Origin of the sequence: Ruegeria sp. HKCCD6604 (assembly GCF_013110635.1) — a bacterium.
Classification (GTDB): domain Bacteria; phylum Pseudomonadota; class Alphaproteobacteria; order Rhodobacterales; family Rhodobacteraceae; genus Ruegeria.
Genome location: NZ_WVQW01000006.1, coordinates 120,249 through 133,248, shown reverse-complemented (window position 1 = coordinate 133,248; position 13,000 = coordinate 120,249). Strand labels below are relative to the sequence as shown.

The following is a 13,000-nucleotide window of genomic DNA, read 5'->3' as shown; positions in this document are numbered from 1 at the left end:
AATAGAGAGGATTGTGGTATGTTCAATGCGATAAAAAAGATGCGTAGAACTCGGGCCATTCCGGCGTCGTGTCCGCGCGCCATCCGTTCGCAAATCCCGCAAGCGGAGCGGCCAGCACCGCGCCCCCCTTCCAGACTGCGGGCGTCGCACTCAAGGCCAGCCTGGGCCGGCCTGTTTCGCGCCATTCGGGCACCTGTCGCAGCCCGTCTTCACCCAGAGCGCGGATCTCGGCACCGGAAATCTCGGGCCCGGTCAAGACCCATTTGCCATCCCAAACTTCGTCACGTGCTGAAATCCGAGCCTCCACGGCCTTGAATTCCCTGCAAATCCAAACACTCATCCCTTCCGGGACCAACAGGCAACCGCTGAGCGACCCTGCCCGCCCGTCGGTTATGGCCTTCATGGCCTGCTCGACCGCCGCCTGACGCGGGGGATATCCCTGCCCTGCGATCCAGGCAAGGCATCCAAGCAACACGCGGCGTCGGATTTCCTTGGGCAATGCGGCAAAACCGGCCCTGTCCACCTTCACGTCGCTTTGTTCGACCTGGGCGACATTCCGTGCGGATTCCTGCGCAAACACACCCAGGGCTGCATGGGCCTGCGCCAGATTTTCGGCCACTCGCGACAATGAAAGCGCGTCAATTCCCAGTGGTTTGAGGCCGGACACGGCCTCTCGTGCCTTGATCCGGTCGAAACGAGGGTCCTGATTCGACGGATCTTCGACCCATGTTGCGCCGATACCGGTCAGGTAGGTTCTCAGATCCTTGCGTGTGATCCCCAGCATTGGCCGCAGCAATGTCACACCTTCCCATTGCCGGCTTGCCGACATGCCGGAAAGTCCCGTAACACCTGATGAACGACCCAGTCGCATCAGCAACGTTTCTGCCTGATCATCCGCCGTGTGCCCCAACGCGATAGCGTCGATTCCGCGCTGTTGCGCCCAACCGGCAAGCAGGCTGTAACGCGCCTTGCGGGCCTCGTCCTGAACATTGCCCGACCTGTCCCAACCCGCCCAATGCAAAATGTCATGCGGCAGCCCCAAAGCAGCGGCCTGGCGCGACACTGTCACGGCCTCCTGCGCTGCGTCGGGGCGCAAGCCGTGATCGACCGTGGCCACAAAAAGGGCGATCTCTTCGTTTTGGGCGACTTGATGCAAAAGATGCATCAACGCGACGGAATCCCCACCGCCCGAGACCGCCACGCCCAGTTTAGGCGGAAGCCTTTCGGGAAGCCGGGCGCGAAGCTCTGCAAGCAGGTTTTCGCTGTGACGGTTCAAGAACACCCCAGCGCAGACATCTCTTGCGTCGCATCCGCAAACGCCGGAGCGGATGGAAAGCGCACGCCAACTTCATTGAGCGTGATGCAGGCCTGATCGGTCTGCCCCAGACGCCCCAGCGCCGCGCCCAACTCGAACAGCGCCTCGGGGGCAAATGCTCCTTCGGAATCTCCGGTAAAGCTTGCCAAGAACGCCCGTGCCGCTTCGCGGGTGTCGCCAAGGCCTTCAAGCGCATGACCACGTTTCAGATTCACTTCGGGCGCCAGGGGGCTGCCGGGATAGTTCGTATCAAACTGCGCAAACAAATCAGCCGCAGTCTGGTAATCCCCATCGGCCAGTGCTTGCGATGCCGCGTCGAAATCCGCCCGCTCGCCCACGGCCAGTTCACCCTGATCGGTTTGGGATGGCGTGGCAGGCGTGATAACGGCCGTACCTACATCTGTGCCCTCTCCGCCCAGTGTGCTGGTCGGTTCGCCTGAAATCTCGCAGTTTGCCTCAAGCTCGCACAGGCGGAACTCCAGATCTCCGATGCGATTGGTGCCGTCCGAGACAATGTTTTGCACACGCTGGTTCAGCTGCTCGGTCTGACGGGTCAGGCGTTGCAGTTCCGCTTCAATGGCGTCAACCCGTTCAAGAACCGAACTGCCGGACAAGTTTGGCGCTGGCGATCCTGTGGTGGAAAACTCGCGCTTCAGGCGCTGAATTTCCACATGCAGCACCGTCAGCTCCTGACGTATGTCGGCCAGGGTTTGCTGATCCTGTGCCTGTGCAACACCGGCTGTCGCCATGACCGCCGCCAATACCCATCCTGCCATACGCATTGTCTTACCCCAGTGTTGATCCGGTCAGCACAGTCACTGCGCGGCGGTTCTTGGAATAGCATTCCTCAACGCTGCAAATCTCGATTGGGCGCTCCTTGCCGTAGCTGACGGTTTTGAGACGGTTGCCAGCAACACCACGCGAAATCAGATACTCACGAGCGGCATTTGCGCGACGCGCACCCAGCGCAAGGTTATACTCGCGCGTACCCTGCTCGTCCGCGTGACCTTCGATCGTGGCAACAAAATCCGGATTGGCCAGAAGCCAGTCCGCTTGCCCTTGCAACACGGTCTGCGCCTGTGGTGTCAGGGTGGACTGGTCCACGGCGAACAGAACACGATCCCCGACGGTCTGCTGGAAATACGCAGGCGAACGCGGGTCACTGGGCGAGCCCGGTACAATTGCGCCTGTGCCGCCGGCACCGCTGCCGCCCAAGGCGGATGGGTCATTGTTCGTACAGGCGGCGATCACACTCAGCGCGCCCAACGCCAGGACTTTGCTCAATACATTCATTTCAAGTGCCTCGTGTTTTGATTGTTGCCGCCTGTCTACCACAGGGACGATTCGTTGTGAACTTTGCTGCGATCAATTCTGTAGTGGGCCCCATGACGGATCACTGCCGCCATCCGGTGTACGCACCGGGCGCAGGTTGCGGCCCGAGATATCCACCGAATATAGCGAGGCCCGGCCGCTGGCGCCCTGCGTTTCACGGGTGAACATGATGACGCGGCCATTGGGCGACCAGGTCGGGCCTTCGTCCAGAAACGAGGCGGTCAACAAGCGTTCCTCTGATCCGTCCGTGCGCATCACCCCGATGTGGAAGCGGCCCTGGTTTTGCTTGGTAAAGGCAATCAGATCGCCGCGCGGCGACCATACCGGCGTGCCATAACGACCCGAGCCAAAGCTGATCCGCGTGGCCTCGCCGCCATTCGCGGGCATCACGTAAAGCTGCGGTGTACCCGAACGGTCGCTTTCAAACACGATCCGGCTGCCATCCGGCGAATAGCTGGGGGCGGTTTCAATCGCCGGCGTGTTGGTCAGACGAGTGCTTTGCCCCGACGCCAGATCCATTTTCCACAGGTCCGTGTTTCCGCCCTGAATCAATGAATACACGATCGACCGGCCATCCGGCGAAAAGCGGGGCGAAAAGCTCATGGTTCCGTCCTGCGTCTTCAGTTCCTGCCGTTTGACGCGGCCCACATCCAGAACATAGATGCGCGGGCTTCCGCTTTCATAGCTGGTGTACAGCAACCGATCGCCAGTAGGCGAAAAGCGCGGCGCCAGAACGATTGCGGCACTGTCGGTCATGTACTGCACGTTCGCGCCATCATAATCCATGATCGCCAGACGTTTCAGGCGTTGGTTTTTCGGCCCACTTTCCGAAACAAAGGCCACGCGGCTGTCAAAATATCCGCCCTCGCCTGTAATCCGGCTGTACACCTGATCGGCCACTTTGTGAGCCATGCGCCGCCAGCCCTCGGTGGTGCCTGCCAATTGCAGCCCATTGCCCAATTCCTGACCCGAAAACACATCCCAGACCCGGAATCGAACCGTGAGGTTCTTGCCCGAAACATTGACTGCCCCCGTGATCAGCGCATCGGCATTGATCGCTTTCCAATCGGCAAACTGAACCGGAGCCTCAAAGCTGCTGACCCGACTGATGAAGGCATCCGAAGAGATCTCGCGAAACAACCCGGTTCCTGTCAGATCAGCCGCCACCACGCGCGAGATGTCCTGTGCATATTGCGCCGCTGACGGGCCATCGGGAACAAAGTTCGGCACCGCAAAGGGCAATGGTTCGATAATGCCCTGGTCCAATTCCAGCCGCAGGGGACTGTTCTGTGCAAGAACCGGCGTAGACATCAGCGTCAGGCCGACAAAGAGGCTGGTCAGAAGTTTCATCATTTGATCCGCATCCTCTCGGGATTGAATGTAATCTCAACATCCTGCCAATGAGCGTATTTGTCAGCAGGCAAGTCATATCCTCTGGCCCCGCAGCGCAAAATCGCGCGCCGGGCGGCCTGATAGGCCTGATTGGCCGCGCCAGCAGACCCACCAGAACTGTCCAGCATCCGAATGCTGCCATCCACAACCGTACCATCACGGTTTAGCGAAAAAGCCACAACGACCACAGTACTCAGTGCATCCGTAGACAAAGAGCCCACATTCCAGCACTTGGACACGGCTAATCGCATCGCGTCCTTCTCGCCGCTGGTCAGTGGTGGGCCGGATGGCTGGGTTCCACTGCCCAAGGCTTCGGCCAGAGCGTCATTGATCGCGGCCTCGTCGGCCTGCGCGTTCGGTTCGGGCGCCGCCTCGGGCGTCTCTGCCACAACGGGTTCGGGCGGTGGGCTTGGGCGGTTCGGACGCACCCGCGGTCGCGGAGACGTAAGCGGAGACTGCTCTTTGGTTTCCTCTGCCTCGGTCACGATCTCGGGGGCCGCTTCTTCCGGCGCGGTCTGATCCTGTTGTTCCTGCTGAACCTCGGCGCCCTCATCCAGTGAAACGGGCGGCGTTTCGAAATCATCCGGTTTTGCCTCGGGCGGTGGTGGCGCTATGGCCTCGGGGGCAACACGATCGGACGGGCGAGGCTGCGCCTCGGGCCCCGGAGGCACAGGCTGTGCGACAGGTTCGACCTCGGGCTCTGTCAGTACCGGCAGCTCATCCGGCACGTCCGGTTCCGGCGGTGCTTCGACGATAACGGGCGCAGGCTCGGGTTCGGGTTCGGCAGGCACGACGGGTTCAGGGCGGGGCTGTTCCTCGACCACAGGTTCTGGCGGCGTGCTATCAGCCTGTGGTTCGGGCGGTTGTTGCAATGCCGCCGGCACCTCTGGGATCTCAGGCGCATCCCGCTGGGCCGTCATGGCCGCGAATTGTTCAGCGGTGATCACGGACACATCCTGTACGGCCATCGGCAAAGGCTCGGACCGGAACGTACCGCCGAAAAGCGCCACTCCGATCAGGCTGACATGCGCAATCGCTGAAATCTTGGTGCCGGTATCCACCGTGCGCCCTCACTCTCCACCTTCGTCCAGCGTCGGCCCGCCCGTATCGGTCACAAGCCCAACGTTGGAAAACCCGCCCGCGTTCAGCGCGCCCATGACCTGCATGACCTGCGCGTAAGGAATCGCGCCATCGGCGCGCAGGAAAACCCGGTCACTGCTCCGCTCTGCGGCGATGGCCCGCAGCTTGCCGATCAGTTCCTCGCGCAACACGTCTGTTGTCTGGATCTGCACACGTCCATCTGCCGTCAGGGTCACGGTCAACGGTTCTTCATTGTCACCCGGCAAAGCACTGGCGGCGGTCTTGGGCAGATCTACCGGAACACCGACGGTCAGCAATGGCGCGGCCACCATGAAGATAATCAGCAAAACCAGCATAACATCCACAAACGGTGTCACGTTGATCTCGGCCATGGGTTGCGCGCGCCCGCGACGCCGACCGCGTCTGCGCCCGTTTCCACCCGAGGATTGCTGAACCGCCGCGCCCATTTTTAGCTGTCCAACTGGCGCGACAGAATGGTCGCGAACTCGTCGGCAAAGGCTTCGTAGCCGCCAACGATGCGGTCACAGTCTGCACTGAGCTTGTTGTAGAAAATAACCGCTGGGATCGCGGCCAGAAGGCCGAGCCCCGTTGCCAATAGTGCCTCGGCAATACCCGGGGCCACGACCGCCAGGTTGGTATTCTGCTGTTCGGCGATTTCGATAAACGCATTCATGATGCCCCAGACCGTACCAAACAGGCCGATGAACGGCGCAGTCGATCCAACCGTGGCCAGGATGGGCAGACCTTTCTGCAAGGTCTCTGCCTCTTTCGCTATGGCCACATCCATGGACCGGTCTATCCGCGCGGTCGCTCCGGCAATCAATCCGCCATCATTTCGGTGCGACCTGCGCCATTCGATCATTCCGGCAGCAAAAATCTTTTCAGAACTGCCATCCGGCTGGGTTCCGATCTGCTCGAACAGCTCGTCCAAAGGGTTGCCGGACCAGAAGCTCTCGTCAAATGCCTGCGCCTCGCGACGGGCCGCGCGATAATTGATCAGCTTCTGAATGATGATGCCCCAGGACCAGATGGATGCACCGATCAGCATCAACATCACCAATTTGACGATAAAGGTCGCGCGGGCATACAGCCCCCACATGGAGAAATCGATCTCCTGCGCCAGCGCCAGCGTTTCAGCTTCCATGAACCTGCTCTTTGTTTTTGCCTGACGGCCGTTTGTTTGGCCTTGTTTTGCCAAACGCTAACGCAGTTGGGGCTGAAATGCCAACAGAACCACCCCTGACCCGCAAATTGTTACATCAATGCGCGAATCTCTGCCGGAAGCCGGATCGGCCTGCCATCCTTGTTGATGCAAACGGCAGTGACCGAGGCGCGAAAAATCTCGGTCTCGCCGCGCCGGACCAGCTGCGCCATGGTCAGCCGCACACCCGAGATTTCCGTGACTTCGGTTTCGACGATCAGTTCGTCATCGAACCTGGCAGGCGCAAGGTATTCGGCCTCGACCCGCCGCACGACCCAAACAATGCCTTCTTCCCGCATCGCGTTCTGGTCATTGCCCAGATTGCGCACCCAATCCGAACGCGCACGTTCGATATACCGCAGATAGTTCGCGTGATAGACGACGCCGCCCATGTCGGTGTCTTCATAATAAACGCGAACCGGATAGGTATGTTTCATTGCAGTGGCTCCAACCGGGCAAACAACCTGAGCGCATGAGACGCATCCTGCGCCGAACCCGGTAAAACCGGATCGTAAGCAGCCCGAATCAACGCAGCAATATCGGGGCGCAGGATCGTCGTTTCGCCCGCCACGGCCAGCGGAGATTGCGTCCGAAACGCAGTATCGGACCAAAGCAGGATGGTCTGCACCACCTGGCTCAGCGCCAGCGTTTCCGCCGGTACCTTGGACAACTGCTTGTCCATGCGAAGAAAAACAAAAGCCGCACGGATCGCGCCGTCTTCTTCGAACCGGAAAATGCGGTACTGGTTTGCATCCGCTTCAACCAAGCGCCCGACCAACGGTGCCAGATCCGGGATCAGACGATCAAGATCCGGCACGTCCAGCAGCTCTTGCCAATCCCGGAAGAAGAAGACCATGCAGTTGGCACCAAGTTCGGGGTCGGTTTCGGCCATTTTGTGACCGGCCAAGGTGACAACCGCCTCGAAGGCGCCCTTCACAGTGGACAGCGTTTCGTCTTCAACGCCAAACACAATCGGCACGATAGGTCGTCCCCAACGGGCAAACAGAAACTCACCGCTTTCGCGCGTGAACAGCGCCTCAATCTCTTCCGGTGTCACGGTCAGGCCTTCATCTTTTCGAATATACTCTCGCCGAAGGCATAAAATTTCCAAGCGCAAGCTTCAACCGAACAGATCGCTTTGCCGTTTGGGTGCAGTCATGCCCAGATGCGTCCAGGCCTTTTGCGCCAACATCCGCCCACGCGGTGTTCGCTGGATAAACCCCTGTTGCAACAGAAAGGGCTCGATCACTTCTTCCAGCGAGTCACGGCTTTCAGACAAGGCGGCTGACATCGTTTCGATCCCGACAGGACCACCACCATAATTCTCGGCGATCAGTTTCAGATACCGGCGGTCCGCACCATCCAGTCCCAAATGGTCCACACCCAGCCGCGTCAAGGCTCCGTCAGCCAGTTCGCGGGTGATCCGCCCATCTCCTTCGACAATGGCGAAATCCACCACCCGGCGCAGCAGACGTCCGGCGATGCGCGGTGTACCGCGCGACCTGCGCGCAATCTCGCGCGCGCCCTCATCATCCGCCGGAGCGCCGAGTTTCCGCGCGTTTCGGGTGACGATCTCATGCAGTTCGTCCACAGTGTAGAACTGCAACCGGGTCGGAATACCAAACCGGTCGCGCAAAGGTGTGGTCAGCAAACCCATGCGCGTCGTGGCCCCGACAAGCGTGAAGGGTTGCAACTCGATCCGAACCGTTCGCGCGGCGGGCCCCTCGCCGATCACCAGATCAAGCTCGAAATCTTCCATCGCGGGGTAAAGCACCTCTTCCACCGCCGGGTTCAGGCGGTGGATTTCGTCGATGAACAAGACATCCCGCGCTTCGAGATTGGTCAGGATCGCAGCCAGATCGCCCGCTTTCGCCAGAACCGGCCCGGACGTCATGCGAAAATTCACCCCCAGTTCACGCGCCATGATCTGCGCCAGCGTCGTCTTGCCCAACCCCGGAGGGCCATGGAACAACGTGTGATCCATCGCCTCGCCCCGCTGGCGGGCGGATTGGATGAAGATGCGCAGATTGGCGCGTGCCTCGGCCTGACCGATGAACTCATCCAAGCCCTGCGGGCGCAATGCGCGGTCGTTGTCCTCGGGCAATGGATCGGGGCGCACAGTGGGATCAGCGTCTACCATTCATTCAGCCTTTCGGAGCCAGCAATTGCAGCGCGGCACGAATCAGACCCGCTTCGTCTGCATCCGGGTTGTTGGCGGCCGCCTCGGCAACCGCGGCTGCTGCATCCGATGGCCCATAACCCAGATTAGACAAGGCAGACAGCGCACCTGCGGACGCCGCGGCGGCCCCAGAGGCCGGATTTGGCGTCTGCTTCCGAGCAGGCGCTGCCTCGACAGGCTCTACAACTTCGATCGAAGGGCCATCCATCGCATCGGTCAAGGTGCCACCCATGGCCATCACGCCCGGCGCCTTGTCCTTGAGGTCCAGAACGATCCGCTGCGCCGTTTTCGGGCCCACACCTTTCGCCGCCTTGACCGCCGCCCAATCTCCCAGTGCGATTGCGCGGCTGACACCGTCCGGCCCCAGCGCGCTGAGGATCGCCAGAGAGACTTTCGCTCCGACCCCCTGAACCGAGCACAAAAGCCGGTGCCATTCCTTCTCGACCAGCGAAAGAAAGCCATAAAGCTGCATCAGGTCTTCGCGCACGACCATGTCCGTATAAATCGAAACCGCCTCGCCCACGCCCGGCAATGCCGCCATGGTCCGGTCGGAACAATAGACGATATAGCCCACACCCCGGACATCGATCAGCACATGATCCGCCGCGCGATAGTCCAGCCTTCCGGTAAGTTTTCCGATCATGCCCGCACCTCTTTCACACGCGCCTGCTGGGTCTTGCCGTAGTAGGCATGGCAAATCGCAATCGCCAGAGCATCTGCTGCATCCGCGCCCTTGGGCTGACATCCGGGCAATTGCAGTTTGACCATGTGCAACACCTGCTCCTTTTCCGCGTGCCCGACACCCACGACCGTTTTCTTGACCCGGTTCGGGGCGTATTCCCCCACCGGCAATCCGGCCTGGGCCAGCGTCAGCAACGCAACACCCCGCGCCTGACCCAGTTTGAGCGTACCGGCGCCATCCTTGTTCACAAAGGTCTGTTCGATGGCCGCCTGGTCCGGTTGATGATCGGCGATGACTTCGACAATCTGGTTATGGAGAGACAACAGCCGCTCACCCAGATCATCCCCATCCGACTTGCACAAACCGTTGGCCACGTGGCTCAGGCGGCTGCCATTTGATTCGATGACGCCCCACCCCAGGGTCCTAAGCCCCGGATCAATGCCCAGAATTCGCATGTTTTGCCTCGGCCTGCTCGGGTTCTGTGATCTTTTTTCAACGCCTAGCACGAAGCGTGAACATTTTCCAAGAGAATTGACCCAAAGCCTGAAAACGACACACCTGTCCCATAGGCGACTCAACACGCCATTTGCGACTTCAAAAAGTCTGAATTCGACACTTTTGTGAACGCGTTTTCACCAATTATTTAAGGGGATTAAAGCCTTTTGGAGCATTGCAGGAAACGCATAGGACACATGCAAAAACTGAACTTGTGCGGGCGATTTGGCGGCACTAGATGCCGGGCAGATCGCAAGACCGCAAAGTGAACACCAACCAGAAGGAAACAGGATATGGCTGCACTGGACACCACCCGCTTCGCCTCCACTGGCTCGTTCGGCCTCGTTGGCCGTATCGGCGCATTTTTCGTATCGGCCGTGAACGCCGCCGTCGAATGGAATGACGCCCGCGTTACCCGCAACGCGCTGACCGGTCTAAGCGATCGTGAACTGGAAGATATCGGCCTGTGCCGTGGCGACATCGACGCCATCGCCCAAGGTCGCCGGTGATACCGACCACCACTCGCATACGCCCCTTCCTCCTCCCTTGAGGGGCAAATAGAAACACCGCGCGCCCCGGGCACGCGGTGTTTTTCGTCCGAAAACTGAGTCAAAACTGAAATTCAGTATAAAATCTTGTTGAGTTGCACGGCAATCGCCTGCGACACCGGGTCAATCTGCATCACCCAGGCACCTGCTTTTTCGACCGATGTGCCTTCGTTTAAACTGTCGATCCGATATTGGTATCCGGTCGGGCCAAGGCTGGACAAAAGAAACGCCTTGAACGCCACAACACTCAGAAGCGTAAGCAACAGCACCCTGGCCGGCACTGCCGAGCTTACCCGCTGCGGCTTCATGACGACCAGACCATCCTTGCGCATAGTCGCGCGATAGCCACGGCTCATCTTTTGATGTTTTTTGTTCAGGCGATTAACGCGCTGAGTGAACTCCAGTTGTTTACCCGTCATGGCAGCCTCCAAAAACCGCCCCCCTCGACTTCAGTCAGAAAACGGTAAAAAGAGATTACGACAAAAACGTGGCAAAATTCCACAAAACTCCTGCAAATGGCCTAGTTTGCGCCCTGTTTCATTAAGATTAGGGTCGTCCATTCACCAATCTCATCCCTATGGGTAAGATTGAATTCATTTTGAGAATAAACGGACACCACATCATCGGCCTGTTCGTTGAGGATCCCCGACAGGATTGCATACCCTCCGGGACGCAGATTCGCCGCGATTTCCGGCGAGAGGGCGACCAGAGGACCTTTGAGAATATTGGCAAAGATCAGGTCATAGGGCGCGTGCGCCCTGAGATCGGGGTGGTCGAAACCCGCGGCTTCCACGCACCGCACGGCACCGGACATCCCGTTCGCCTTGAGGTTGGCTTCGGCCACGTCAACGGCCACTTCATCAATGTCGCTGGCAATGATGTCACCGTCCCAGACCCGGGCTGCGGCCATGGCCAGAACGGCGGTACCGCAGCCGATATCCGCCACTTTCGTCGCGGTGAACCCTTCGTCCAGCAATCTGTCAAAGGCCTTGAGGCAACCCAACGTCGTACCATGGTGGCCGGTGCCAAAGGCCATTGCGGCCTCGATCAGCAATGGAATGCGACCTTCGGGCAGCTTGTCGGCATCATGGCTTCCATAGACAAAGAAACGCCCTGCCTCGACGGGCGCAAGCTCGCGTCGCACATGCGCAACCCAGTCGGTTTCCGGCAGCTCTGAAACAACAAACGGTTTGGCGTCGAACGCGGCGGCCAGAACCGCCAGTGCGGTTTCGTCCGGGGCTTCGGTGAAATATCCGCCGACCTCCCACAGGCCGGATCCGTCTTCGACCTCGAACACACCAACGCCGGTTGGTTCCGGCTCCAGACGTTCCATCGCCTCGCCCAGACCTTCGGCGGCCTTCTTACCTGTCAGCGTCGTCAGTGCGGTGAATGTGGGCATTGGGGCCTCCTGTCTCGATTGACACCGCGCCTAGGACGCCGCGCCGTCAAGGTCAAGCGCCGAGGCCTATTCAGCAGGGGCCGGAGCGTATTTGGTCAGGATGGTCTCGTTGCCGGGCTCGGGATGACGCGGGATCAACAGGGACAGCAGCAGCGAAACGACAGCCATCGCCGTGGCCAGGCCAAACACGGCGCCCGGCGACACGACCCAAAGCAGGCCAAGCAAAGCGGGCAAAAACACCGCCGCAATATGATTGATCGTAAAGGCCACCGCAGCGGTCGGCGCGATATCAGCAGGGTCGGCGATTTTCTGGAAATAGGTTTTCAACGCCAAAGCCAGCGCAAACAGCACGTGGTCGATCACATAAAGGATTGCCGCAAGCAGAACACCCCAGCCGAACCAATAGATGCCGCCATAGGCTGCGAACACGATGGCCAGACCGGTGTATTCAAATATCAGCGTGCGCCGCTCACCGAACTTTGCCACCGCCTTTCCCAGCAATGGGGCGGCCATCATGTTGATCATCAGATTGATCAGATAGAGGCTGGTGAGCTCATGCACTTCAAAGCCGAATTTCTCGACCATCATGAACCCGGCAAAGACGACAAATATCTGCCGCCGCGCGCCTGCCATGAACTGCAATGCGTAATACAGCCAATACCGGCGACGCAGGATCAGCTTCTTGGTCTGGGGCGTGGGCGCATCGAATTGAGGATAGGCGAACAGACAGAACAGTGCCAACGCAGCCGTAACTCCACCCGACGCCATGAATACAAAGTTGTAGGACAGATCAAAGCGATCCCAGGTCAGTACGATCAGCCCATACACCACCATGGTCGCCGCCGATCCCATCGCAACCAGCCATCCCAGCACCTGCGGAGCACGATCCTTGGGCAGCCACTGCAATTGAAGCGACTGGTTTACGGTCTCGTAGTAATGGAACCCGATCGAGCTGAACAACGTCACAAACAGCAACCCGCCCAGGCTGGGAAACCACGCGGTCACCGCCGTTGCGACACCAAGCATTATCAGAGAGATCATCGCCAGCACCTGCTCGCGAATGAAAATGATGACGGCAATCACGCCAACCGCCAGAAACCCCGGAATCTCGCGCACTGTATGCAGCAGACCGATATCCGCGCCATCAAAGTTCGCCACCTCAATAACAAAGTTGTTCAGCAGCGCGCTCCATGCGTTGAACGCAATGGGCATGGTCAGCGCCATCATGAACAACAGCGTGATGGGGCGGCGCCAGAACGGCAGGATCTGCGCCTCGGTAAGGGGCATGGGTTTCAGCATGAGAGTCCTCTACGCCCATTTCACCGCTTTGGCGAGAGGGAAGCGGTCTGCGCACAA

Annotated in this window: 16 protein-coding genes; 1 reads left to right on the top strand and 15 read right to left on the bottom strand. The window is 59.6% G+C overall.

Going from position 1 to position 13,000, the window contains the following annotated elements; translation table 11 throughout:
• Nucleotides 1-22: 22 nt before the first annotated feature.
• The 12 genes from tilS to ruvC form a co-directional block, all read right to left on the bottom strand.
• Nucleotides 23-1,282, bottom strand: a complete 1,260-nt coding sequence (gene tilS, locus GS614_RS14990) for a tRNA lysidine(34) synthetase TilS (RefSeq protein WP_371807890.1) — start codon at nucleotides 1,280-1,282, stop codon at nucleotides 23-25.
• Entirely contained in the window at nucleotides 1,273-2,097 is an 825-nt protein-coding gene (gene ybgF / locus GS614_RS14985; protein ID WP_152457230.1) for a tol-pal system protein YbgF, read from the bottom strand. Before ybgF ends, tilS begins: the two co-directional genes overlap by 10 nt.
• Before the next feature lie 4 nt (nucleotides 2,098-2,101).
• Nucleotides 2,102-2,608 carry a peptidoglycan-associated lipoprotein Pal gene (pal, locus tag GS614_RS14980; RefSeq protein ID WP_152457229.1) on the bottom strand — a complete coding sequence of 169 codons (507 nt, stop codon included), beginning with the start codon at nucleotides 2,606-2,608 and terminating at the stop codon, nucleotides 2,102-2,104.
• Between the two features lie 72 nt (nucleotides 2,609-2,680).
• On the bottom strand, nucleotides 2,681-4,000 hold the full coding sequence (gene tolB, locus GS614_RS14975) for a Tol-Pal system beta propeller repeat protein TolB (protein ID WP_152457228.1): 1,320 nt from the start codon (nucleotides 3,998-4,000) through the stop codon (nucleotides 2,681-2,683).
• A complete protein-coding gene (locus GS614_RS14970; RefSeq protein ID WP_171170864.1) occupies nucleotides 3,997-5,100 on the bottom strand; it encodes an energy transducer TonB in 1,104 nt (367 codons plus the stop codon). Before GS614_RS14970 ends, tolB begins: the two co-directional genes overlap by 4 nt.
• Nucleotides 5,101-5,109: 9 nt before the next feature.
• Nucleotides 5,110-5,586, bottom strand: a complete 477-nt coding sequence (tolR, locus tag GS614_RS14965; RefSeq protein WP_152457226.1) for a protein TolR — start codon at nucleotides 5,584-5,586, stop codon at nucleotides 5,110-5,112.
• A 2-nt stretch (nucleotides 5,587-5,588) separates the two neighbouring features.
• Nucleotides 5,589-6,284, bottom strand: a complete 696-nt coding sequence (gene tolQ / locus GS614_RS14960; RefSeq protein WP_152457225.1) for a protein TolQ — start codon at nucleotides 6,282-6,284, stop codon at nucleotides 5,589-5,591.
• 110 nt (nucleotides 6,285-6,394) lie between these two features.
• On the bottom strand, nucleotides 6,395-6,778 hold the full coding sequence (ybgC, locus tag GS614_RS14955; RefSeq protein ID WP_171170865.1) for a tol-pal system-associated acyl-CoA thioesterase: 384 nt from the start codon (nucleotides 6,776-6,778) through the stop codon (nucleotides 6,395-6,397).
• Entirely contained in the window at nucleotides 6,775-7,398 is a 624-nt protein-coding gene (locus tag GS614_RS14950; protein ID WP_171171017.1) for a hypothetical protein, read from the bottom strand. Before GS614_RS14950 ends, ybgC begins: the two co-directional genes overlap by 4 nt.
• Before the next feature lie 63 nt (nucleotides 7,399-7,461).
• Nucleotides 7,462-8,481: a Holliday junction branch migration DNA helicase RuvB gene (gene ruvB, locus GS614_RS14945; RefSeq protein WP_171726687.1), complete on the bottom strand. Its 1,020-nt coding sequence runs from the start codon at nucleotides 8,479-8,481 to the stop codon at nucleotides 7,462-7,464.
• A 4-nt stretch (nucleotides 8,482-8,485) separates the two neighbouring features.
• A complete protein-coding gene (gene ruvA, locus GS614_RS14940; protein WP_171726686.1) occupies nucleotides 8,486-9,163 on the bottom strand; it encodes a Holliday junction branch migration protein RuvA in 678 nt (225 codons plus the stop codon).
• Entirely contained in the window at nucleotides 9,160-9,657 is a 498-nt protein-coding gene (gene ruvC, locus GS614_RS14935; protein ID WP_171117483.1) for a crossover junction endodeoxyribonuclease RuvC, read from the bottom strand. The genes ruvA and ruvC overlap by 4 nt, the downstream gene beginning before the upstream one ends.
• Nucleotides 9,658-9,990: 333 nt before the next feature.
• Here ruvC and GS614_RS14930 point away from each other — a divergent pair, with 333 nt between their 5' ends.
• Entirely contained in the window at nucleotides 9,991-10,206 is a 216-nt protein-coding gene (locus GS614_RS14930) for a DUF1127 domain-containing protein (RefSeq protein WP_170344966.1), read from the top strand.
• A gap of 113 nt (nucleotides 10,207-10,319) precedes the next feature.
• On the opposite strand, the gene GS614_RS14925 is transcribed toward GS614_RS14930, so the two are convergent.
• The 3 genes from GS614_RS14925 to GS614_RS14915 all read right to left on the bottom strand — a co-directional run bounded on the left by GS614_RS14925 (nucleotide 10,320) and on the right by GS614_RS14915 (nucleotide 12,943).
• Nucleotides 10,320-10,676 carry a hypothetical protein gene (locus GS614_RS14925; RefSeq protein WP_224857539.1) on the bottom strand — a complete coding sequence of 119 codons (357 nt, stop codon included), beginning with the start codon at nucleotides 10,674-10,676 and terminating at the stop codon, nucleotides 10,320-10,322.
• An 89-nt stretch (nucleotides 10,677-10,765) separates the two neighbouring features.
• Nucleotides 10,766-11,644: a 50S ribosomal protein L11 methyltransferase gene (locus GS614_RS14920; protein WP_171205626.1), complete on the bottom strand. Its 879-nt coding sequence runs from the start codon at nucleotides 11,642-11,644 to the stop codon at nucleotides 10,766-10,768.
• Nucleotides 11,645-11,710: 66 nt separating this feature from the next.
• Nucleotides 11,711-12,943, bottom strand: a complete 1,233-nt coding sequence (locus GS614_RS14915; RefSeq protein WP_171726685.1) for an MFS transporter — start codon at nucleotides 12,941-12,943, stop codon at nucleotides 11,711-11,713.
• Nucleotides 12,944-13,000: the final 57 nt, after the last annotated feature.